Genomic DNA, 21,512 nt, shown 5'->3' on the forward strand with positions numbered 1-21,512 from the left:
GTGCGCTGGCGTGTGAGCAATCTGGTGCTGCTGGCGATGGTGCTGGCGGCGCACGTGGGGCTGGCTGACCTCTTTCCGCGCATTGCCATCATCAAGAGCAGTTCGGTCCTACCTTTCAACCAGGCCACGGACGCCGTGTTGGAAACGGTTCGGCGTGGGTTGCCGGCGCCCGAGATCATCACCTTCGACCTCGACGGCGACGAGGCCGCGGCGGCGGCATTGCTGGCCGAGGTGCGCCGCGCCAATCCCCGGCTGATCATCACCATCGGCTCGCAGGCGACGGCGGCGGCCCTGGCCGAGGCGACCAGTACACCCATCATCTTCTCGATGGTGCTCTACCCGGAGCAGAGCGGATTCACGGCTGCCGGCGGGCGTAAGCTGAGCGGCGCCACACTGGACGTGCCCCTGGCGGTGCAGTTCACCCAACTGCGGCGGGTGTTTCCCGGCGCGCGTCGGGTCGGCGTGCTCTATCATCCGGCCGAGACCGGGCCGATCATCGAGGCCGCGCGCGTCGTCGCCGCTCAGCAGGGCTTTAGCCTGGTCGCGCTGCCGGTCGAGGATTCGGCCCGTGCGGTGGCCGCTCTCAACACCTTGATGGAGCAGGTCGAGGTAATTTGGAGCGTGGCCGACAGCCACGTCTTCACGCCACAAACGACCTCACCGCTCATCTTGGAGGCGCTGCGGCACCGGGTGCCGTTGTTCGGGCTGTCGACCGCCCACGTGCGCGCCGGGGCGCTGGCGGCGCTGACCTGCGACTACGCCGACATCGGAGCGCAGACCGGCGAGAGCGCGCTGCGTGTGTTGCGCGGCGAGGATGCCGCCAGCATTCCCGCAACCGTGCCGCGCAAGGTGGCGCTGGCGCTCAATCTGCGCAGCGCACGCCATTTGGGGATCACCCTTCCCGCCGCCGTCGAGGCGGAAGCCAGCGAGGTAGTGCGGTGAGCCTGCGGTGGTTGCCGGGCTGGGTGGGATCGCATTGGGGCTTCGCGCCTCGTTTGGCGTTGGCCATATCCGCCCTGCTGGTGGCGGCCTGTAGCGTGCTGAGCTGGATGCTGGTCGAGCGCGAGCTCACCGAGCTGCACAACCGGCTGGTCGTGCGCGGGGAAACGATGGCCGAATACATCGCTTACGATGCCGAGCTGGGCATTCTCAGCGGCGACGTTGACAGCTTGCAACAACTCGGCGAACGCGGGCGCAGCCAGCGCGATGTCGTGTATTGCAGCTTCCTCGACGCCGCCGGCGTGCACCTTGCCTCCGTTGGCCCCGTTCCCGCCGGTCCATCCCAGGCGGCCGCGCCAGCAGCGGCGCCGGACGGGCAGCGCAGCCTCGGCGCCCTGGTGTGGCAATTCGAAGCGCCCGTCTACACCGCGGCCGCTCGGCCGCAGCGGGAAGAACTCGGCTTCTTCAGCGGCCGCACGTCCACCGGGGCCACGGCCGAGCAGCACCAGATCGGCACTGTACTGCTGGGGTTATCGACAGCGTCGTTGCACCAGATTCGCCGCCGCGTTGTTGTCACCGCCATCTCGGTTACCCTGCTGATCACCGCCATCGGCATTCTCAGCGCGGCGTGGTTGGCCACCGCGGTCACCCGCCCGCTCAAGCTGCTGGCGCAAGCCGCCGAAACCATCGCCGGCGGCGAGCTGAACACGCGGGTCAAGATCGCTTCGTCGGACGAGTTCGGCGCCTTGGCGGGTGCGTTCAACACCATGGTGGCGAGTCTGGCGCGCAGCCATGCCCAACTGGAAAGCCACGGCCGCACGCTGGAAGACCGGGTGCGGGCGCGCACCGAAACCCTCGAAGCCGTCAACCGCGAACTGATCAAGACCAAGACCGCCGCCGAGGCCGGCAACCGCGCCAAGTCGGAATTCCTCGCCAACATGAGTCATGAGATCCGCACCCCGATGAACGGCATCCTGGGCATGACGGAGATGTTGCTCGAATCTTCGCTGAGCGAAGGGCAGCGCGAGGATCTGCTCACCATCCGCGACAGCGGCCATGCCCTGCTCGCGATCGTCAACGACATCCTCGATTTTTCCAAGATCGAGGCCGGCCGCTTCGAGCTGGAGGCGTACCCGTTCTCCCTGCGCGAGCTGGTGGCCAGGACCGTCAAGATGCTGCGCGCACGCGCCGAGGAGAAGGGATTGGAGCTGCGCGAGGAGGTGGCGGCTGCGCTGCCCGACCGCTTCGTGGGGGACGCCCGCCGGCTGCGTCAGGTGCTCGTCAACCTCGTCGGCAATGCCATCAAGTTCACCAACAGCGGCGTCATCGTGGTACGCGCCGAACCCGCACCGGCGCCGGCCGCTTCGTCGCGCCTCCACTTCAGCGTCACCGACAGCGGGATTGGTATCCCCCCGGAAAAACACCAGGCGATCTTCAATGCCTTCGAGCAAGTCGACGGCTCGACGGCGCGCAAGTACGGCGGCAGCGGCTTGGGACTGGCCATTTCCGCCGAGTTGGTGACCCTGATGGACGGGCGGATCTGGGTCGAGAGTGAGGTCGGCCGCGGCAGCACGTTCCATTTCGCCGTGGCCGTGTCGCCCGCCGGCGCGGAGCTGGCTCCACCCGCACCCCGCGCCGCCCCGCCGCTCGGTGCGGCCCAGGCGGCGGCGCGGCTGCACATCCTGTTGGCCGAAGATAACATCGTCAACCAACGCCTTACCGTGCGCCTGCTGGAAAAGCACGGCCACTCGGTGGCGCTGGCCGGCGACGGCAGGCAGGCATTGGCGGCGCTGGAGCGCGAGACGTTCGACCTCGTGCTGATGGACGTGCAGATGCCGGGGATGGACGGCCTTGAAGCTACCGCCGAGATCCGCGCCCGCGAACGGGCCACGGGCCAGCACCTGCCGATCGTCGCGCTCACCGCCCACGCGCTCAAAGGCGACCAAGAACGCTGCCTTGCGGCCGGCATGGACGCCTACGTTTCCAAGCCGATCGAGACCCAAGCACTCTTCGATGCCATCGAGCGACTGGTAGCGCAGCCCGCCGCCGCGGAGCCCAACCACGCGTACCAGCCGGCGCATGAAGGGTGAGGCGCTTACCGGCTCAGCTTGAGAAACTCCACGATCGCCCGTGCCTGCGCCTCGCTGAGCGTCCAACGGTAGTGAGGCATCGCCGGCTTCTGCTGGGCGAGCATGTGCCAGGCTCGGCTGCGCAGTTGCTCCGGGTCGCGCTGCTTGAAGTATTGGCGGTCGAAGACCACTTCGGGCAGCTTGATGACCTCGCCGAGGTTCTTGACCCCGCGCCCATCGTCGCCATGGCAGTTGGCGCAGCTGCGCGAGTACTCGGCAAAGCCGGGCGAGAGCACGCGCACGAAGGCGGCCAGCAGCTTCGCCTCCGCCTCCGTCACCTGCGGCGCCAGCGCCGGCATGCCTTTGCGCCCGTGGCGAACCACCACCGCCAGCTGCCGGTCGCTGAGCGAGCGCTGGTAAGCGGGATCGGATAAGTCGCGCGGCGGGTGAACCCCGGGCGGGAGCGTGGCCCCCGGCCGGCCGGTCTGGCCGTGGCAGATCTCGCAGCGCTCCACGTACAGCTGCCACCCCGGCTCGACTCGCGGCCAGTCGATGGCCGGCAAGCGGCGTAAGTGAGCGACGACCTCCTCGACCGCGCTGGCCCGCGCCCGCAGCGCGGTCGGGTCGAACGCCAAGTTGAGCGCCCGCCCCTCGCGTATACGCTCGACCAGCTCGTCGGTGGCATACTTCCCCAAGAAGCCTTCGTGTAGATTGCGCGGCGCGGCGGCGAAGATGACGGCATCCGGCCCATCCCCCTTGCCCTGCGGCCCGTGACACGAGGCGCAATAGAGCCGATATAGCCGGGCGCCATCGGTTTCCGCGCCGGGCGCACTCGCTGCCGCCGCCAGAACCAGACCTATGGCTCCTATCGCGAGCAGACCGGACCACCGGCGGCGCTGCCCTACTGGCCTCATGCCGCCCGTGTTAACTGGCCACCGCCGCCAGTACAAGCCCGGATTCTTCCCGCGCCTGCGAAGACGGTGGAGCGGCAGCGGAGCGAACCCTAAGAAATCAAGCGCCTCACCCGCGGGCACGATTAGCGCACCTGCACAGCGCGCCGGAATCTGATAGTGGAAAACCCAGCGGGGCAGAAGAGGCCGCACACGATGTCCGAACAGCCCGTATCACGCATGGTCATCCGCGACGGCAACGAGGCCGCCGCTTCGGTGGCGCACCGGCTTAGCGAGGTGATCGCCATCTATCCCATCACCCCCTCGTCGCCGATGGGGGAATTGGCGGACGAGTGGTCAGCCAGCGGCCGGGCCAACATTTGGGGCGCGGTGCCGCTGGTCACCGAGATGCAGTCCGAAGGTGGCGCCGCCGGCGCCGTGCATGGCGCCCTGCAGGCGGGCGCACTCACCACCACCTTCACCGCCTCGCAGGGCCTGCTGCTGATGATCCCCAACCTGTACAAGATCGCCGGCGAACTGACGGCGTTCTGTATGCACGTGTCGGCCCGTACCCTGGCGACGCACGCGCTATCGATCTTCGGCGATCATTCCGACGTGATGGCCTGCCGCCAGACCGGCTTCGCCCTGCTGTGCTCCGGCTCGGTGCAGGAGGCGCACGATTTCGCTTGCATCGCCCACGCCGCCACGCTGCGCGCGCGCGTGCCGTTCTTGCACTTCTTCGATGGCTTTCGCACCTCGCATGAGCTCGGCAAGATCACCGAGCTGACCGATGACAACCTGCGCGCGATGATCGACGAGGAGCTGGTCGCGGCCCACCGCCGGCGCGCGCTCACGCCCGACCGCCCGGTCCTGCGCGGCAGCGCACAAAATCCCGACGCCTTCTTTCAGGCACGCGAAGCCGCCAATCCCTTCTACCTGGCCTGTGCCGGGCTGGTGCAGGAAAGCATGGACCGCTTCGCCGCGCTGACCGGGCGGGCCTATCGGTTGTTCGACTACGCCGGACATCCCGAGGCCGAGCGCGTGATTGTGCTGATGGGCTCGGGCGCGGAGGCCGCGCACGAGACCGCGGCGTGGCTGTGCGAGCGCGGCGAGAAAGTCGGCGTGCTCAAGGTGCGGCTGTTTCGCCCCTTCTCACTCGAACACTTTGCCGCTGCGCTGCCGGCGTCGGTGCGGGCAATCGCCGCGCTTGATCGCACCAAGGAGCCGGGGGCGTTGGGTGATCCGCTCTACCTCGATGTCGTCGCGGCGCTACGCGAGGCCCAAGACCTCGGCCTGAGACGAGGGGCAAGAGAACCAGCGGTGATCGGTGGGCGCTACGGGCTGTCTTCCAAGGAATTCACCCCCGCCATGGTGCGTGCGGTGTTCGACGAGCTGAAGAAGCACGAACCCAAACGCCACTTCACCGTCGGCATCGTCGACGATGTGACCCACACCTCGTTGGCGGTTGATCCCGACTGGGACATCGAGCCGGACGATGTCGTGCGCGCCGTGTTCTTCGGTCTCGGCTCCGACGGCACCGTCGGCGCCAACAAGAACTCGATCAAGATCATCGGCGAGGAAACCAGCCATTGGGCGCAAGGCTACTTCGTCTACGACTCCAAGAAGGCGGGGGCGATCACCATCTCCCATCTGCGCTTCGGCCCGCAGCCGATCCGCTCGACTTACTTGGTGCGGCGCGCCAACTTCGTCGCCTGCCATCAGTACAACTTCCTCGAGAAGTACGACGTGCTCGAAGCCGCCGCGCCCGGCGCGATGTTCTTGCTCAACGCACCCTACGGGCCGGATGAGGTGTGGAACCGATTGCCGCGCGAGGTGCAACAGCAACTCATCGACCGGCAACTCAAGTTCTACGTCATCGACGCCTACAAGGTCGCCAAAGACACCGGCATGGGGCGGCGCATCAACACGGTGATGCAGACCTGCTTCTTCGCCATCTCCGGCGTGCTGCCGCGCGACCAGGCCATCGCCCACATCAAGGACGCCATCCGCAAGAGTTACGAGAAGAAGGGCGACATCATCGTCAAGAAGAACTTCGCCGCCGTCGACCACACCCTGGCGCACCTATACCAGGTCAGCGTGCCGGCAGCCGCAACCGCCAGCCACAGCCTGCCGCCAATCGTACCGGACGAGGCGCCCGATTTCGTGCGCCGGGTCACCGCGGTAATGCTCGCCAACAAGGGCGATCTGCTGCCGGTGAGCGCCTTCCCGGTCGACGGCACCTGGCCGCTGGGCACCACCAAGTGGGAGAAGCGCAACATTGCGCTCGAAATCCCGGTGTGGGACCCGGTCATCTGCATTCAGTGCAACAAGTGCGCGCTGGTGTGCCCGCATGCCGCCATCCGCACCAAGGTGTACGCGCCCGAGCACCTGACGGCGGCGCCCGCCAGCTTTCTCGCCACCGACTACCGCGCGCACGAGTTTCCCGCTGGCTTCCAATACACCGTGCAGGTGGCGCCGGAGGACTGTACCGGCTGCACCCTGTGCGTGATGGTGTGCCCGGCCAAAGACAAGTCCAATCCCAAGCACAAGGCCATCGACATGCACCCGCAGGCGCCGCTGCGCGAGGCTGAGCGGCTGCGCTACGCCTTCTTCCTCGAGTTGCCGGAGCCCGACCGCACGGAGATGCGCATCGATGTCAAACAGTCGCAGTTCCTCGAACCGCTGTTCGAATACTCGGGGGCGTGCGCCGGTTGTGGCGAGACGCCGTACATCAAGCTGCTCACCCAGCTCTTCGGCGATCGCGCGCTGATTGCCAACGCCACCGGCTGCTCGTCGATCTACGGCGGCAATCTGCCGAGCACCCCGTATACCACCAACCGCGACGGGCGCGGTCCGGCGTGGTCGAACTCGTTGTTCGAGGACAATGCCGAGTTCGGTTTGGGATTTCGGCTGGCCCTCGATCAGCACCACGAGCACGCGCGCGGCCTGCTGCTACAGTTGGCGCCGCAGTTGGGCGAGGAGTTGGTGCGCGTGCTGCTGTCGGCCGACCAGAGCAGTGAGGCCGGCATCGCGGCCCAGCGCCAACGGGTGGCCGCGTTGCGCCGGCAGTTGGCCGGCATCGCTCGGCCCGAGGCGCGCCGCTTGGAAATGCTCGCCGACTATCTGGTGAAGAAGAGCGTGTGGATCGTCGGCGGCGACGGCTGGGCCTACGACATCGGCTTCGGCGGCCTCGATCACGTGCTGGCCCAGGGCCGTGACGTCAACATCCTGGTGCTCGACACCGAAGTGTACTCGAACACCGGCGGCCAGCAGTCGAAGGCCACCCCGCTGGGCGCAGCCGCCAAGTTCGCCTCGGCCGGCAAGAGCAACCCCAAGAAAGACCTCGGCCTGATGGCGATGTCGTACGGCAGCGTCTACGTCGCGCGCATCGCCTTCGGCGCCAAGGACCTGCAAACGGTGCGCGCTTTCCAAGAGGCCGAGTCCTATCCCGGCACTTCCCTGCTCATTGCCTTCAGCCACTGCATCGCCCACGGCTACGACCTCGCCTTCGGTGCCGAGCAGCACAAGTTGGCGGTCAACTCCGGCTACTGGCCGCTCTACCGCTTCGATCCGCGCCGGCTGGTTGCGGGCGAGGCGGCACTACAGCTCGACTGCGCCGCGCCCAAAGCGAGGCTAGCCGACTACGTCGGTAACGAAGCCCGCTTCCGCATGGTCGAACAGCAAGACCCGGCCCGCTTTCGCCAACTGCTGGCGGCCGCCCAGGAGGAGGTTAGCAGGAGGTTCGCGATCTACGAGCACTTGTCCAAGCTCGCCGTGCCTGTGAAGCGCGACCCGTGAGGGAGGGCGCGCCGCTCACGAAGGAGAAGCCATGGATCTATCCACGACCTACCTCGGCTTGGAACTACCCCACCCGCTCATGCCCGGCGCCTCGCCGCTGGTGGACGACCTCGACACCGTGAAGCGCCTGGAAGACGCCGGGGCGGCGGCGATCGTGATGCACTCGCTGTTCGAGGAGCAGATCGAGCAGGACCAGCTGGGCTTTGTCCACCACGTCGAGTCTTACGCCGAGTCCTACGCCGAGGCGCTGTGGTATTTTCCTCACCCCGACGAGTATTCGCTTGGCCCCGAGCGCTACCTCAACCAAGTCCGGCGGATCAAGGAAACGGTAGCCGTGCCGGTCATCGGCAGCTTGAACGGTCACAGCGCGACCGGCTGGCTGGAGTATGCGCGCCTGATCGAGCAGGCCGGGGCCGATGCGCTCGAACTCAACGTCTACCACGTCGCCACCGATCCGGCCGAGACCAGCGAGAGCGTCGAGCAGCGGGTGTACGAGATCGCCGGCACGGTGAAGGGCGAGGTCAGCATCCCGGTGGCGATCAAGCTGGCGCACTTCTTCTCGGCCATCCCGCATCTGGCGCGCAAGCTCGACCAGTTGGGTGTCGATGGCCTGGTGCTCTTCAACCGCTTCTATCACCCGGACATCGACCTCGAGGAGTTGGACGTGATTCCGCGCCTGCACCTCTCCGAGCCCTACGAGCTACTGTTGCGCCTGCACTGGCTGGCGATTCTGTCGGGGCGGGTGCGCGCCTCACTGGCAGTGACTGGAGGAGTGCATTCGGCGGAGGATGCCCTCAAGGCGGTGATGGCCGGGGCGCACGCGGTGCAGTTGGTCTCGGCGCTGTTGCGGCACGGCCCCGCGCATCTGGGCGTAGTGCTCAGCGGCATGCGCCAGTGGCTCGAAGCTCACGAATACGAATCGCTGGCGCAAATGCGCGGCAGCATGAATCTCGAGCGCTGCCCCAACCCCGGCGCCCTCATGCGCGGCAACTACATGCGCGTGCTGCAGAGCTGGCGGCCGCGAGCGTGAAGCATGGCCCAACGCCAGCCACCGCGGAGAAGCTTAAGAAAGCGGCTACGACCCGTGCCGGCTTGTCGGGCTGGCCACCAGCCACTTGCCGCCCAAGCCCTCGATGCGGCAGTCGCTCCGCACTACCCCCTCGTGCTGCAAGCTGGCGACGGCGCGGGTGGCGAGCTGGCGGCTTGCCAGCACCCCGGCCAAGTCATTGAAGCTAGCGTAGACGACTGCCTGGAGGTAGCGGCGGGCGAGGGCAACCGCAGCCGCCTCCAGTCCGAGCCGCCGCGCCGGAGCCACACGCTCGCCGTAGCGCCGCGCCACCAGGTCCCAAACGTAGGTGAAGGGATCGTAGCGCACCTCGCGCATCGACACATACAGCCGCTGTTGCAGCTCGGCCATGGCGGCATCGAAAACGCGCCGCTGGCGTGGGCGTGCCAGGTTGCTCGCCAGCTTGAGGGCAAAGGTGTCTTGCGGACCATCGCGGTCGAGCGAGTCGAGCACGGCCTTGGCCGCCGCCGACAGCAACCCGTCGCGGTACGCCCGCAGATAGTCTTGTTCGGGCCCGAAGAGCCGATAGACGGCCGGAAAGATGTCCCAGGCCACGAACGTGGGTTTCTTGCGGATCAACTTGCCGTAGAACACCTTGCCGGCCGCCGGCAGCTGGTCCTTCAGCTCCCAGGCCAGGCCCACCTCGCTATCGTGGTGGCTGTGCTGCGGGAACCGCGGGTCGCGCCGCCCACACACCGCCACCCACAAGCAGGGCAAATTCAAGCTGCGGGCGGCAAACAACGAGGCCAAGCCGACCTCCTCGATGAAGCCCAACGCCCGCCGGGCGCTGCGCACCTGCAACGCCGGCAGCCGCCTAAAGCTGCGATCGCGCCGCGCCTCGAGTGCTTCCAGGGGGATGGCCGCCACAGTGGCGTGCCGGGCTGCATGAAAATTCGCCGGCATAGTTGTCCTGTCCTTAAAACACAGTAAGAGTAAGGTAAAGGAGGTTGCGATGCCTGAAGACACCTTGACGATCATCGATAACCGTACCGGCAAGAAGTACACCGTTGCCATCAAGGACGGCACCGTCCGCGCCGCGGATCTGGCCCAGATCAAGAACGACGCCGACAGCCCCGGACTGATGAGCTACGACCCGGCGTTCGGTAACACCGCCGCCTGCCGCAGCGCGATCACCTACATTGACGGCGACCGCGGCATCCTGCGCTACCGCGGCTACCCGATCGAACAGCTGGCGGAGAAGAGTACCTTCCTCGAGGTTGCTTACCTGGTCATGAATGGCGAGCTACCCGCGGGCGCGCAACTCAAGGCCTTCACGCACAACATCACCACCCACACGATCTTGCACGAGAACATCAAGCAGTTCATCGACGGCTTCCACTACGATGCCCACCCGATGGGTATTCTGGTCAGCTCGGTGGGCGCGCTGTCGACTTTCTACCCCGATGCCAAGCGCATCTTCGACGACGACTCGCGCAAGACCCAGGCTCACCGTCTGATCGCCAAGATGCCGACTCTGGCGGCCTTCGCCTACCGGCATTCGGTGGGCATGCCCTACGCCTATCCCGACAACGACCTCAGCTACGCCGGCAACTTCCTCAACATGCTGTTCAAGAAGACCGAGCTGAAGTACACGCCCAATCCGGTGATCGAGCGCGCGCTCGACGTGCTCTTCATCCTCCACGCCGACCACGAACAGAACTGCTCGACCAACGCGATGCGCTGCGTCGGCAGCTCGCACGCCGATCCGTTCTCGGCCGTGGCCGCCGCCACCGCGGCATTGTACGGCCCGCTGCACGGCGGCGCCAACGAGGCGGTGGTCCGCATGCTGCAAGAGATCGGCGGCGTCGCCAACATTCCGGCCTACATCAAGCGGGTGAAGGCGGGCGAAGTGCGGCTGATGGGCTTCGGCCATCGCATCTACAAGAACTACGACCCCCGCGCCAAGATCATCAAGCGCATTGCCGACGAAGTGCTCGAGGTCACCGGGCGCAATCCGTTGCTCGACATCGCCGTCGAGCTGGAACGGATCGCGCTCGCGGATGAATACTTCGTGTCGCGCAAGCTCTACCCCAACGTCGATTTCTACTCCGGCATCATCTACCAGGCGATGAGCTTCCCGACCGACATGTTCCCGGTGCTGTTCGCGATCGGGCGCACCCCCGGCTGGATTGCGCAATGGACCGAGATGCTGCTCGACGACGAGCAGCGCATCGCCCGCCCGCGCCAGGTTTACACCGGGCACGCCGTGCGCGACTACGTGCCGCTGGAGCGGCGCTCTTAGCGCTGCTTTTCACAAGTGGTGAGGGGATCAGCGGCGGGGCAACGCTGCCCGCCGGCAGCTCCGTCTCTGCCGCCCCCGGAACTCGGTTTCCGGCGGACGCGGCGTGGAGCCACAGCGGCGCATGACCTCCGGGCCTCGCCGAAGTTGAGCAGAAACCCCAGCTGTCACTGCGTCAGGCGCAAGCAGGGCTGGATCTGTTCGCGGCGAGCGGCCGTGGCATGCGCCACGGACTTGAGCTCGAGGATGACCGTCCCCTCAACCACGGGGTCCGCCCGGCGGCGGCGCGGCCAGGCAGGTCTCACCTTCACACGATGCCTCGGGCGTGCCCCTTGTGACGAATCGACGTCGCCGCATTCGTGCGATGGTCTCTAAGCAGCCTTGACTCCCCAGCGCCGCGTCAGCTCAATCAACTGCTCCGCATGCTGGGGCCAATCATGCAACGTCTCGGGGTCGAAGTCGGCACCATTCGGCCACACCAGCGTGTGGACCTCGGGATCGATGCGCACCTGCCTGAACACCGCCTGATCAAGGAGTGCCTGATAGATCTCACCAGCGAGGACCGGCTCGAAGTTGATCGTCTGTTCGGTCGCGTCGTCGAATCGAACGCGCAGCGTGTACGGACCGACGATCTCGAACGAGTCGACGCGACAAATGCGATGCTCCATCATTTCTTCCCTACGCCAGGGGCGCAATCGGCCGCGGCCTGCGCCCAGCTTGAAGCAACTGCCAGTCCGCCAGCAATTCGGCCTGATGGAGTTCCGCCCACGCCTCGACCAAGCGTCGTTTACATCCTGGCCAGCAAACGGAACGGCACGCTGTACATTGGGGTGACCTCAGAGCTGGCAACGCCGGGTGTGGCAGCATAAGAGTAAGGTAGTGGAGGGTTTTTTCCCAAGTATGGCGTTGACAAGCTGATCTACTACGAAGCGCAGGGCTGCGCAGAGACCGCAATCGTGCGGGAGAAGCAGCTGAAGAAGTGGCGCCGCGCCTGGAAGATGACAAATTGCGTCCCTTGCCGTGACCGAGCTTGAGTTCGATGGACACCGTGTAAGCGGCGCGATTTGGTTCGGCGACTCCGCGCCCTTGGTTTCGACGGACCGTATGCGGGCACGCGCCATCACTTCATGGTCCATGGCGAACATCGCCTGGCCGTGCCCTCAAACGCCGAGTATTCCGTGCCGCAACTTCGCATGCTGATTGCTGAGATCGAAGCGATCATGGGGCGCGAACTCTCGGGAGGAGAGCGGCCTCGGCTCTGTGCCAGTTCGTTGCCGATTGCCCACCTGCCTACTGCCCTCTGCCTACTGCGTGCGTACTGTCTCCTCCCCCGCATCCCGTCAGCGCGTTGTTCACGGCCCGCACCAGTTCATCCACGGTGACGCTGCTGCTGTCGTCAGTGTCGAAAGACGGGCAATCATCCAGCGGCTGCTGGCCGAGGGCGATGTTGCCGCCCTCGGCCAACTCGGCGGCGGCTGACTTGGTGTTGCGGAAGCTTGTCCCAAAACCTGTATGGGTATAGCATACCATCAAAATGATCGACCTCTCCGAAGGGCCCTTCCATCGCAAGGTTCAGCTCACGGACGACCTTCTGTTGGAGGTGATCATTCGAGAGGTGCGCGGTGGTCCGCATTATCCGCAGGGAATTCGCTACCGCTGCTATTTGGGAAACCCGAAGACGAACGACGTGATTGTCCTCTACGACATCCATCCCGGCAAGTCCCACCATCGTCACGTAAGGGGCCGGCAGCGGCGGTACCGGTTCACGACCCCCGCGCAGCTCTGGGACGATTTCGTGGCGGACGTAGAGGCAGTATTGCGAGGCGAGTTATGAAAGTGCGCCGCATCAAGATCGGCATCAAAGACTGGGCGGAAAACAAGCGAGAACTCCGGGACGTGTTCAGACGCCTCGGAGCCGGCAAGAAACCGCCGGCTGAGGACGCGCTCTACTTTCGGGACATTGCCACCTTTCGGCGATGTCTGACTCCAAAGCGGCTCGAACTGCTGTGGGTGATCGGGGAGAAGCGGCCGCAGTCGGTCCGGGAGCTGGCAGCGATGGTGAAGCGCGAGCCCAAGAACGTCAACGAAGACCTCGGCTATCTCGCGAGCGTCGGCCTCGTGGAGTTTCGCCCGAGCGGCGCGCGCGGCAAAGCGAAGGCTCCGGTTGTTCCCTATGATCGGGTAGATCTCAGCCTGGAACTCCGCGGTGAGGCCGCGTAGTAGCCTCCAGCCCCGGCAGCCTCCGTCACCCGACACCGAGCACGCGACCGGTTTCGTCACCCCCCTCACACACTCAGCGCGTTGTTCACCGCCTTCACCAACTCGTCGACGGTGACGACGTCGTCGCCGTTGCCGTCGAATACGGGACAGTCGCCGAGGTCGGTGTTGACGCCTTTGACCAGCTCGTCGACCGTGACCATGTTGTCCGCGCTGCAGTCGCCGATGCAATTCGGTGTGGCCGGCGTGCTGGAGCTGACCGATGCGGCGCGCGAATACTTCGCCCGCACCGGCTACGATCCGTCGTGCGGCGCCCGGCCGCTCAAGCGGTTGCTGCAGCGGGAACTAGAGACGGCGCTCGGCCGCAAGATCTTCGCAGGCGAGGTGCGCGACAACAGTCGCGTGCTCATCGACTGCGCCGGCGATCAGTTGCGCTTCGAGAGTCAGCCGCTGGCGGAGGCGGCATGAGAACGCGCGCACATCGCCGGTTTGACAACCGCGAATCCGGCGAAGGAGAATGGCACCGTTGCCGAGAGGACAAACAGCCATACCGCTTGCCGCTGGTCCTGGCCAGCGCTTATACTGTGTTGTGTACGATCCCAGGAGATCGATCAAGCCACACCCGGAGAGGTTGCATATGAGTGTCATCGCAATTGAGGGCGTCGTCGACCACGGGCTGATCCGTCTGACAAGCACCACCGCCTTGCCGGACGGCGCGAGGGTATACGTCATCGTCCCGGACGCGGCATCTGCTACGGCACCACGGATGCTGAGCCCTCGCCTTGCGCACCCTGAGGACGCAGCTGACTTCACAATGGAAGTGACTGGAACGCGATCCGATGCCCGCGTATGACCACAACCGCTTCGTACCTCCTGCGCCGGTTGCGGAGGTCGATCTGAGTCATGGCGAAACCGGCGCGACCTGGGCGAGGGTGCCTATGCTGCTTGACTCGGGGGCTGATGTTACGTTGATTCCGCGTGCCGCTGCGACTCGGCTGGGTGTTGCGCACATTCCCGGTAAGCAGTACGAGCTTGTCGGTTTCGATGGAAGGACGAGTTTCGCCTCCGCGGTGCACTTGAAGCTCACCCTCATGGAACGTACGTTTCGGGGGCAGTTCCTGCTGATCGACCAGGAGTACGGTATTCTCGGTCGCAACATTCTCAATATCCTTCCAATCGTGCTCGACGGTCCACGGCTCCAGTGGAGTGAGTTGGAGCAGCCGCAGGCGTAGAATTCCTGCGAGAGGACGGGCACCAGCGTTCACTGTGACGAGCCCGAAGAGCCCCCCCGGGAGCGGCTCGTGCAACTCCTAGCCCAACTTCCTCACAGACATTCGCTCATCGCGTTGTTCACGGCCCGCACGAGTTCATCCACGGTGACGGTGCCGCTGTCGTCAGTGTCGAAAGACGGGCAGTCGGAGAGCAGCAGCGAGCCGAGGGCGATGTTGACGCCCTTCACCAGCTCATCGACGGTGACGGTGTTGCTGGAGCCATGGTCGCCGATGCACGCCGACACTCGACACCGGCGTGATCATTGGCGTCGGGGTTTATCCACGGAATGGCTGCCACAGAGGGGATGCTGGTGGCCGTGAAAGATGCCGTTGGCGTGCGGGATGATCCTGGGCTTGTGCCCCACTCACAGCGGCAGGAACACGATCTTGCCATCCCACTCGTTGGCGGCTGTGGCCTCGGCGATAAGCGCGAGGTCGTCGATAGCGCGGCCGATTGGGTACTCCTGCGGGACGAGAACGAGACCGGTCATGGGCAGCTGGCGGCCAAGCCGCTCTTCAGCGCGTGCTCGCATCGTTCGGTGGTCGTGAGAGACGAGCACCCGACGTTTCGCTGCGGCCCACTGCAGGACATCGGCGTCCGGCGCTTGTGCGAGGCCCGCGGTTTGCACGGTCTGTGCGTCGAGGCGCGGCGCCCGCCGATGTAGACCGCGGACAATCCTTCCGTTGAAGTCCTCGTCGAATAGATACCGGACCGCGCTCACGCCGCGTGTGCCTGGGTGCGCCGGCGCGCCAGCATGCGCCGCCGCAGATCCGCGAGGAAGCCGCGGTGCTGCCGTTTGAGCCGTCGCCGCAGCCGCTCCGCAACCCGGTGTTCCTGTTTGAGATACCGATCAAGCTCCAAGCGGTGAGACAAGTAGTACGCGACCACGGCGTATACCTGGCCGAGGGAGAGGGAGGGGAAATCCTGGCACATCTGCTCCGGGGTAGCGCCGGCCCAAAACCCGTGGATAACACTCGCAGCGGACACCCGGGTACCGGCCAAGCGCCACGTCCCTTCCGGGGTGCAGGTGAAAAGCTCCGCGGGAAGCTCCAGCGACTTCATCCCGAGCAAGGCTACCGGTTCACTTCGGGCCAGGCAAGTGCGGCCACGATCCCACAATCCACGCCTTCAATTTGCCGACCGCATCGCCCTGATCCCCATCACCCTTCACCTGTCTCCCTTGCCCCTTCCGCTTGCCGACTTACGTGCCTCGCCAGTAGCCGGCACCCATCGCCCGACGCCGAACGCCAGACCTTCTTCACCCCCCGCATCCAATCAGCGCATTGTTCACCGCCCGCACGAGTTCATCCACGGTGACGGTACCGCTGTCGTCAGTGTCGAAAGATGGGCAATCAGAGAGCAGCAGCGAGCCGAGGGCTATGTTGACGCCTTTGACCAACTCGTCGACGGTGACCTGTTCATCGTCATCGCAGTTGCCGACGCAGGTGCTCGCAGGGGGCCCGGTTGCGGTCGGTGTCGGCATGATCGTTGGTGTCGATGTTACCGTGGTGGTGGCGATCCACGTCGGCGAGGGCGTGTGCGTAACGGTCCCTGTCTCCGTCGCTGCCGGCGTTTCGGATGGCGATGGCGGCGGGGTCGGTTCTTCGATCGTGATTGCACCCGGACCGCAAGTGACGGGCACGAGGTTGCCGAACTCGTCCACCGCCTCGCATTGATCGGTAATCGGGTACGAACCGGGCGCCGCCGCCGGTTCCACCGCGAAACAGCACTGCAGCAGACCCGCAGCCGGCAGCGGCGCGACCGGCTCCGTGTGCGTCATGCCTGAGGACTCGGCGTTGCCGTCGGGGTTCGTGTTGGCGTGCAGGTGCCATGGGCGGTTCCACAGTAGCCAACGAACGTGCGCGTCGGCGTTGCGGAAGGCCGGCGGGTCCACGTGGCCGTCTGCGTAAACGTGGGCCGGCGAGTCCACGACGGCGTTGGGGTTGGCGACGGGCGTCGTGTGTTGGTGGGCCCGGGCGTGCAAGTCCCTCGCGCCTGCCCGCAGAACCCGAAGGGCGTTCGTGTCGCGGTAGGTGTGCGGCTCGGTCGTCGACTTGGCGTGAGCGTGGGCGTCATCGACGGCGCCCGTGTGTGGGTTGCCGTAGGCGTGCGAGTCGGCGTCGAAGTCGGGCGCTTCGTTGCAGTCCGCGTCGGTGTTGCCGATGGCTTGGAGGTGAACGTCGGCGTGTGTGTCCGCGTGGGGCGCAGAGTGAACGTGGGCGTACGACTTGGCGAAGGGATTCGCGTCGCAGTGATCGTGCGTGTCAAGGTCGAGGACGGTGTCGGCGTTGGCGTGCGGGTGCCTGTCTGGGTTGGCGTGTTCGTCCTCGTGCGGGTCGATGTTGGAGACTTTGTGGGGGTTCTTGTCGACGTAGCGGTCGGAGTGGTCGTGGGCGTTCTCGTAAACACGGCCGTGGGAGAGTTGCTGGGCGTTCGCGTCGCTGTTGGCGGTGACGTCGGCGACGGGGTCAGAGTGGGGGTGGGAGAAGCCGCCACTCCTGTTCCGTTCAGGAGCGCAATCTGCGGGCTGCCCGGTGCATTGTGGTTGATTGTGACGCTGGCGCTGCGGCTACCAACAGTTCCCGGTAGGAACCGTACGCTCAGTGCGCAGCTGCCACCCGGCGCAAGGTTCGCCGCTGAGCAGCCATTCGTGACGATTGAGAAATCTCCTGGATTGCTCCCCCCGAGCGCCACGGTGCCGATGTTCAACGTCCCGTTGCCGGTGTTCGTTACGATCAACGACTGGGGCGCGCTGGCCGTGCCCACCAGTTGGGTACCGAATTGCAGCGCGCTCGCGTTCAAGGTTGTAGCTGGAGTGAGAGGCAGAGTGATGCGGCCAATCTTGCCAACGCCCTCGGTAAACCAAATATTCCCATCGGGCCCGCTGGTGATTCCAAGCGGGTTGCTGTTGGTAGTGGGAATCTGGAACTCCGCCAGTTGCCCATCCGGTGTAAGACGACCGATGAGATTCGCTTCCTGTTCGGTGAACCACACTGCGCCGTCTCGCCCTGACGCGATCCCAAGCGGGCTGCTCAGGTATGGCGAGACGAGCGAGACTGGGAACTCGGCGAAACTTCCGTCGGGCGTAATCCGGCCCACGTTTCCCGGAGACTGGCCCTGCTCAACAAACCAGACGTTCGCATCTGGACCCAAGGTGAGAGCGTGGGGCCCACCCTGCGCCCCGGGAAGGGGAAACTCATCGATCGTGCCGCCGGTCTTGATGCGACCAATCTTCTTCGCTCCCTGCTCGCCAAACCAGATGTCGCCATCGCTGCCGAGCGCAATCCCTGCCGGGTTCGCGCCTCCCGTTGGAATCGAGAACTCGGTGATCACCCCCGATGTTGTAATGCGTCCAACCCGGTTCCCGAAGCCCTCGGAGAACCACAGGTTCCCGTCTGCACCGGTGACGATGAACCTTGCTCCACTGCCGGCAGTAGGCAAATCGAGCTTTGTGACCGCACCAAACGGAGTAACGCGACCAATCTGGGCGCAGTTGTCGTCCGTGAACCACAGATTCCCGTCGGGGCCAGTAGTAATGGAGCAGGGGAACCCGGTGCTCGCCCGCCCTGGGCAATCAGCCAACGTGGCAAATTCGACAACGCTGCCACTCGGCGTGATCCGCCCAATCTTGTTGGCGTCGGCTTCCGTAAACCAGAGATTTCCGTCGGGGCCGGACGTGATGCCGAAGGGTTTGGCGCTCGAAGTGGGGACAGGAAATTCCACTACTGGGCCAGTGGTAACGGGGGATGTCCCCATTCCAGTCAGCTGAAGATCTTGAGGGCTATCTGGGGCGTCATCCGTCATCGTCAAAAAGGCTGTCCGCGGCCCTGAGCCGGTCGGCGTGAATCGTACGTCAAGCGAGCAGGTCACACCCACACCGAACGTCGTTGGTGGGGTGACCCAGCCGCAGTTGTAGGTGTAGAAGGAAACACTGAAGTCGCTAGTGTTGGCTCCGGTCAGCACCATGCTCGTGATGTGGAGGGGCGACAGGCCGTTGTTGGTGAGGTCGAAGCGCTGGATCCTGCTCATGCTGCCAACCGGCTGACCGTTGAAGTCTAGGCTCGGCGGACTGAGTGTGGCCGCTGGGTTTCCAGGCAGTGTGCCGGTTCCACTCAACCGAATTGAGTGCGGGCTCCCACTGGCATTGCTCTCGAAGATGAGGTTCGCGCTGCGCGTTCCGCCTGCTTGAGGTCGAAAGCGAACGCCCATGGTGCAAGTCGCGTTCGGGGCCCAATTGCCCATGCAATTTGGATCCCGATCGAAGTCCGTCGGGTTCAGACCGGCAGGATAGATGTTCGTAATGCGCAACTCGGCGGTGCCGGTGTTCCTGACCGTAATGTTCTGCGTACCACTCGTTGTTCCAACCAGCTGACTGGCGAAGGCCAGACCACTCACGCTGAAGGTGATGGCTGGCGCAGGGGCCGACGGTCCGGCGATTCCGGTCCCACGAACAGGCAAACTTACCGTTTGCGGCCCACCGCCTGGGTTGTAGGCGACCGTGATGTAACCGCTCCGAACGCCCATAGCTTGCGCCGTGAATACCACCCCGAAGGTTGCTGCGCCGCCGGAAGGGAGCGACAGCGGCAAGGTGGGTCCGTTCGTGACATCGAAGTCCGGGTCGCCCGCCCCGCGAAAGATGTTTACGATCGTCATAGTGCTCGCCGTGACATTGCGCACCGTGACGGTCTGGGTCGGGCTTGTGGTCCCCACTTCCTGATCACCGAACCCGAGGCTTGTTGGAAACAGCGTCACCGCGGCCCCCGTCGGGCTCGTACCCGTGCCTGTCAAAGCGACCGACCGTAGGCCACCCGGCGCGTTATCGGAGAACTGAAGTGCAGCAGTCCGATTCCCGATGACGGTAGGAACGAAGATCGCCGCAACCGAACAAGCTGCCCCAACGTTGATCGTCGAGCCGGTGCAGGTATCGAAGGTCTTCTGAAAGTCACTGACGTGCGTGCCGACGATAGTAGCTTCCGTCACAGCCAGCGGGAGTGTACCAACATTCCTGACGACCACCGTTTGTGCCGCGCTTGGTGTACCGATTTGCTGATTCCCGAAGGTGAGCTGCGAACTGCTCAGGCTAACCTGCGGTCCCGCTGGCGCCACACCGCTCCCGCCCAACGACACGTGGTCCGGGCTAGTCGCCGCGTTGCTGCTGATCGTCAACGTGCCAGTGCGGTAGGTGGCTGTCTTGGGCAAAAACTGCAGCGCAATACGGCATGTGTCCTGCAGTGAGATCGTGCGGCCGGAACATGCATCAGCCGCCATGAGGAAGTCCCCGGTGTTGGTCAGGCTCACTCCGTCGATCTGCAGATCCGCGGTGCCGACGTTCGTCACCTGGACTATCTTCAATGCGCTCGCGGTATTCACGACCTGCGCATCGAAGATGATTGAGCTGCGATCTAGCTGGACCACCGGAACGCCGGGGCTTGGTGGCGGCGAAGGGTAGGACCAACCCCAGGTGGTCTCGCTCCAGAGGTCGACGCCGTCTACCACGACGTGGACCCGATATAGGAAGCGAGTTGGTTGAGTGACACCCGGCGCGGTGATTGTGCTCAGAAACAGTCCGGGCGATTGCGGGTTCTGCTCGGTCGCCTGTGACGTTGTGTGGCATCCAGGCGTGACAGAGTCGGAACACGGGGCATTCGGGTCTGCAGGATCCGCACCTGAAGCCGCGGTACTCCAATGCACATCAGCGTGGGTTACCCAGCGTCCCCAGTTGACGCGCCAACCCACGTCGTAGTGATGGCCAGCCACCATCGAGCGGAAAGGTGGTCGATTCTGCCACAGGACAGGCCGGGCATTGCGGAGGTCCTCTTCCAGCCAACTGAAGACGCCTGGACACCTCTTGGAAGGCAGCTCGTTGTGGTCGCAATCTTGGAACTCGCGGCTCTGCATGATCGGCCAAGTGCGAAATGTCGCACTCTCGATTGGTACGGCCCCATCGGTGTCGAAGTAGAGGTAGCCTAGACCCGGCGGGAAACCCCATCCAAGCCACAGGCTTCCCTGCTGCAGATCACCAGAGAAGTTGGTTGATTCGGCTCCGTAGGCCACGATCTTTGAGTAGAATCCATCGTCTCCGTTGCACGCTGCGCTCGTGTCATCGAAGCGATGGATAGAGGAGTGATTGTTCAAGCAACGAAGCCAGTCGTTCGTGCCCAGAACCTGCACCAGGTCGTATTCGTCCCAGCGCATATCGGCCAGGAATCCCTGTCCAGCCCCGAAGAGCCGATTCTGCGCAGGCCCCGCGGCATAGCCGAAGTTCGCCAGTGGCGTGCCATGGTGCGGCGTGCCCAGGGTGATTAGCCGCAGGGTCCTTACCCCGCCAGGGTCCGTTTCGGTGAAGTGCTGTTCTTGCATGAACGACCGCGCGACAAGACCGCCCATGGAATGTGCGACGATCACCATGGGGCGTTCCTTGAATCCGTACGGGACGGCCGGTTGATCGAACGCGACGATTTGCCTTAGCAGGGACGCCCCCAACTCGCCGATGTGTTGGGGATCGCTGGGAAGCAAGGCCCCGCCAGGAAAGCCAGGAAAGAGGGGGTCAACCGTGTCATAGGCGAAGAAGTACACCTTGTAGTCGTCGAGTAGGCGTGTGTCATTGTGAAGGTAGGTGACAAAGTCGTCCCACACGCGTTCGTAGGCCTGCGCGCCGACATACGACAGGCCGTGAATGAGGACGAGCGGGGTTCTAACGCCCAGCGGCTGCGTGTCACCGGACCACGGGAAGAGTCTCGGTGGGCTCGCTATCGCTACCTGCGAGAAGAGCAGAAGGGCGAACACCAATGCCGCACAGGAGTGGGTCAGCCGGGAGCTGACCCTGCCCGACTTGTGGCCTCTGGACACGGAGGTTGGATTGCGGTAGACGTACATGCGTGACGGCGGTGGTGGAAGCGGCGGGGTTGGTTTTTCCGGTCGGTGCGATCGATGCGATTCTGATTCGGATGGAGGCGGAGCCCATCATGGTTCGGTCCGGTTTGTGGCGTATGGTGTGCGAGGACCTCGATTTTCGTTTCTCA

General features: G+C 64.8%; 18 protein-coding genes. 9 read left to right on the forward strand and 9 right to left on the reverse strand.

Annotated elements, in window-relative coordinates:
• Together HY699_20295 and HY699_20300 are read left to right on the forward strand one after the other, a co-directional pair.
• On the forward strand, positions 1–942 hold the full coding sequence (locus HY699_20295; protein ID MBI4518150.1) for an ABC transporter substrate-binding protein: 942 nt from the start codon (positions 1–3) through the stop codon (positions 940–942).
• Positions 939–3,029, forward strand: a complete 2,091-nt coding sequence (locus HY699_20300) for a response regulator (GenBank protein MBI4518151.1) — start codon at positions 939–941, stop codon at positions 3,027–3,029. Before HY699_20295 ends, HY699_20300 begins: the two co-directional genes overlap by 4 nt.
• A gap of 5 nt (positions 3,030–3,034) precedes the next feature.
• Here the strand turns inward: HY699_20300 and HY699_20305 are convergent, their stop codons facing one another.
• The gene (locus HY699_20305) at positions 3,035–3,922 is read right to left on the reverse strand and encodes a c-type cytochrome (GenBank protein ID MBI4518152.1); all 888 of its coding nucleotides are present in this window, start codon (positions 3,920–3,922) and stop codon (positions 3,035–3,037) included.
• 192 nt (positions 3,923–4,114) lie between these two features.
• On the opposite strand from HY699_20305, the gene nifJ reads away from it, so the two are divergent.
• Together nifJ and HY699_20315 are read left to right on the forward strand one after the other, a co-directional pair.
• A complete protein-coding gene (gene nifJ, locus HY699_20310; GenBank protein ID MBI4518153.1) occupies positions 4,115–7,696 on the forward strand; it encodes a pyruvate:ferredoxin (flavodoxin) oxidoreductase in 3,582 nt (1,193 codons plus the stop codon).
• Positions 7,697–7,727: 31 nt separating this feature from the next.
• Positions 7,728–8,726, forward strand: a complete 999-nt coding sequence (locus tag HY699_20315; protein MBI4518154.1) for a dihydroorotate dehydrogenase-like protein — start codon at positions 7,728–7,730, stop codon at positions 8,724–8,726.
• Between the two features lie 45 nt (positions 8,727–8,771).
• Here HY699_20315 and HY699_20320 read toward each other — a convergent pair whose 3' ends face one another.
• Positions 8,772–9,665 (reverse strand): hypothetical protein, encoded by an 894-nt coding sequence (locus tag HY699_20320; protein MBI4518155.1) that lies wholly within the window; start codon positions 9,663–9,665, stop codon positions 8,772–8,774.
• A gap of 49 nt (positions 9,666–9,714) precedes the next feature.
• On the opposite strand from HY699_20320, the gene HY699_20325 reads away from it, so the two are divergent.
• Entirely contained in the window at positions 9,715–11,004 is a 1,290-nt protein-coding gene (locus HY699_20325; GenBank protein ID MBI4518156.1) for a citrate synthase, read from the forward strand.
• A gap of 368 nt (positions 11,005–11,372) precedes the next feature.
• On the opposite strand, the gene HY699_20330 is transcribed toward HY699_20325, so the two are convergent.
• On the reverse strand, positions 11,373–11,669 hold the full coding sequence (locus tag HY699_20330) for a DUF2442 domain-containing protein (GenBank protein ID MBI4518157.1): 297 nt from the start codon (positions 11,667–11,669) through the stop codon (positions 11,373–11,375).
• Positions 11,670–12,291: 622 nt separating this feature from the next.
• Positions 12,292–12,531 carry a hypothetical protein gene (locus tag HY699_20335; GenBank protein ID MBI4518158.1) on the reverse strand — a complete coding sequence of 80 codons (240 nt, stop codon included), beginning with the start codon at positions 12,529–12,531 and terminating at the stop codon, positions 12,292–12,294.
• 4 nt (positions 12,532–12,535) lie between these two features.
• Between HY699_20335 and HY699_20340 the strand changes: the two genes are divergently transcribed.
• The 4 genes from HY699_20340 (at position 12,536) to HY699_20355 (ending at position 14,450) form a co-directional block, all read left to right on the forward strand.
• A complete protein-coding gene (locus HY699_20340; GenBank protein ID MBI4518159.1) occupies positions 12,536–12,835 on the forward strand; it encodes a hypothetical protein in 300 nt (99 codons plus the stop codon).
• Positions 12,832–13,221 (forward strand): hypothetical protein, encoded by a 390-nt coding sequence (locus HY699_20345; protein MBI4518160.1) that lies wholly within the window; start codon positions 12,832–12,834, stop codon positions 13,219–13,221. The genes HY699_20340 and HY699_20345 overlap by 4 nt, the downstream gene beginning before the upstream one ends.
• A 198-nt stretch (positions 13,222–13,419) precedes the next feature.
• Positions 13,420–13,686, forward strand: coding sequence for a hypothetical protein (locus tag HY699_20350; GenBank protein MBI4518161.1), 267 nt, complete (start codon positions 13,420–13,422; stop codon positions 13,684–13,686).
• Between the two features lie 470 nt (positions 13,687–14,156).
• Entirely contained in the window at positions 14,157–14,450 is a 294-nt protein-coding gene (locus HY699_20355; protein MBI4518162.1) for a retroviral-like aspartic protease, read from the forward strand.
• 92 nt (positions 14,451–14,542) lie between these two features.
• Here HY699_20355 and HY699_20360 read toward each other — a convergent pair whose 3' ends face one another.
• From HY699_20360 to HY699_20380, 5 genes are all read right to left on the reverse strand, one after another.
• Complete coding sequence (locus HY699_20360; GenBank protein ID MBI4518163.1) at positions 14,543–14,734, reverse strand: hypothetical protein; 192 nt, start codon at positions 14,732–14,734, stop codon at positions 14,543–14,545.
• 120 nt (positions 14,735–14,854) lie between these two features.
• The gene (locus tag HY699_20365; protein ID MBI4518164.1) at positions 14,855–15,211 is read right to left on the reverse strand and encodes a DUF5615 family PIN-like protein; all 357 of its coding nucleotides are present in this window, start codon (positions 15,209–15,211) and stop codon (positions 14,855–14,857) included.
• Positions 15,208–15,552 carry a DUF433 domain-containing protein gene (locus tag HY699_20370; protein MBI4518165.1) on the reverse strand — a complete coding sequence of 115 codons (345 nt, stop codon included), beginning with the start codon at positions 15,550–15,552 and terminating at the stop codon, positions 15,208–15,210. Before HY699_20370 ends, HY699_20365 begins: the two co-directional genes overlap by 4 nt.
• 196 nt (positions 15,553–15,748) lie before the next feature.
• Positions 15,749–16,270: a hypothetical protein gene (locus HY699_20375; protein ID MBI4518166.1), complete on the reverse strand. Its 522-nt coding sequence runs from the start codon at positions 16,268–16,270 to the stop codon at positions 15,749–15,751.
• Positions 16,267–21,366: a choice-of-anchor D domain-containing protein gene (locus tag HY699_20380; GenBank protein MBI4518167.1), complete on the reverse strand. Its 5,100-nt coding sequence runs from the start codon at positions 21,364–21,366 to the stop codon at positions 16,267–16,269. Before HY699_20380 ends, HY699_20375 begins: the two co-directional genes overlap by 4 nt.
• Between the last annotated feature and the right edge of the window lie 146 nt (positions 21,367–21,512).

Source organism: Deltaproteobacteria bacterium, assembly GCA_016210005.1.
Taxonomy (GTDB): Bacteria; Desulfobacterota; Binatia; order HRBIN30; family JACQVA1; genus JACQVA1.

Excerpts from the sequence above, each read along its gene's own strand:
- nifJ (MBI4518153.1), top strand. The coding sequence starts at position 4,115 with ATGTCCGAACAGCCCGTATCACGCATGGTCATCCGCGACGGCAACGAG.
- HY699_20345 (MBI4518160.1), top strand. The coding sequence starts at position 12,832 with ATGAAAGTGCGCCGCATCAAGATCGGCATCAAAGACTGGGCGGAAAAC.
- HY699_20305 (MBI4518152.1), bottom strand. The coding sequence starts at position 3,922 with ATGAGGCCAGTAGGGCAGCGCCGCCGGTGGTCCGGTCTGCTCGCGATA.
- HY699_20315 (MBI4518154.1), top strand. The coding sequence starts at position 7,728 with ATGGATCTATCCACGACCTACCTCGGCTTGGAACTACCCCACCCGCTC.
- HY699_20340 (MBI4518159.1), top strand. The coding sequence starts at position 12,536 with ATGATCGACCTCTCCGAAGGGCCCTTCCATCGCAAGGTTCAGCTCACG.
- HY699_20325 (MBI4518156.1), top strand. The coding sequence starts at position 9,715 with ATGCCTGAAGACACCTTGACGATCATCGATAACCGTACCGGCAAGAAG.
- HY699_20320 (MBI4518155.1), bottom strand. The coding sequence starts at position 9,665 with ATGCCGGCGAATTTTCATGCAGCCCGGCACGCCACTGTGGCGGCCATC.
- HY699_20370 (MBI4518165.1), bottom strand. The coding sequence starts at position 15,552 with ATGAAGTCGCTGGAGCTTCCCGCGGAGCTTTTCACCTGCACCCCGGAA.
- HY699_20375 (MBI4518166.1), bottom strand. The coding sequence starts at position 16,270 with ATGACGCACACGGAGCCGGTCGCGCCGCTGCCGGCTGCGGGTCTGCTG.
- HY699_20350 (MBI4518161.1), top strand. The coding sequence starts at position 13,420 with ATGTTGTCCGCGCTGCAGTCGCCGATGCAATTCGGTGTGGCCGGCGTG.
- HY699_20355 (MBI4518162.1), top strand. The coding sequence starts at position 14,157 with ATGCTGCTTGACTCGGGGGCTGATGTTACGTTGATTCCGCGTGCCGCT.
- HY699_20380 (MBI4518167.1), bottom strand. The coding sequence starts at position 21,366 with ATGTACGTCTACCGCAATCCAACCTCCGTGTCCAGAGGCCACAAGTCG.
- HY699_20330 (MBI4518157.1), bottom strand. The coding sequence starts at position 11,669 with ATGGAGCATCGCATTTGTCGCGTCGACTCGTTCGAGATCGTCGGTCCG.
- HY699_20335 (MBI4518158.1), bottom strand. The coding sequence starts at position 12,531 with ATGGTATGCTATACCCATACAGGTTTTGGGACAAGCTTCCGCAACACC.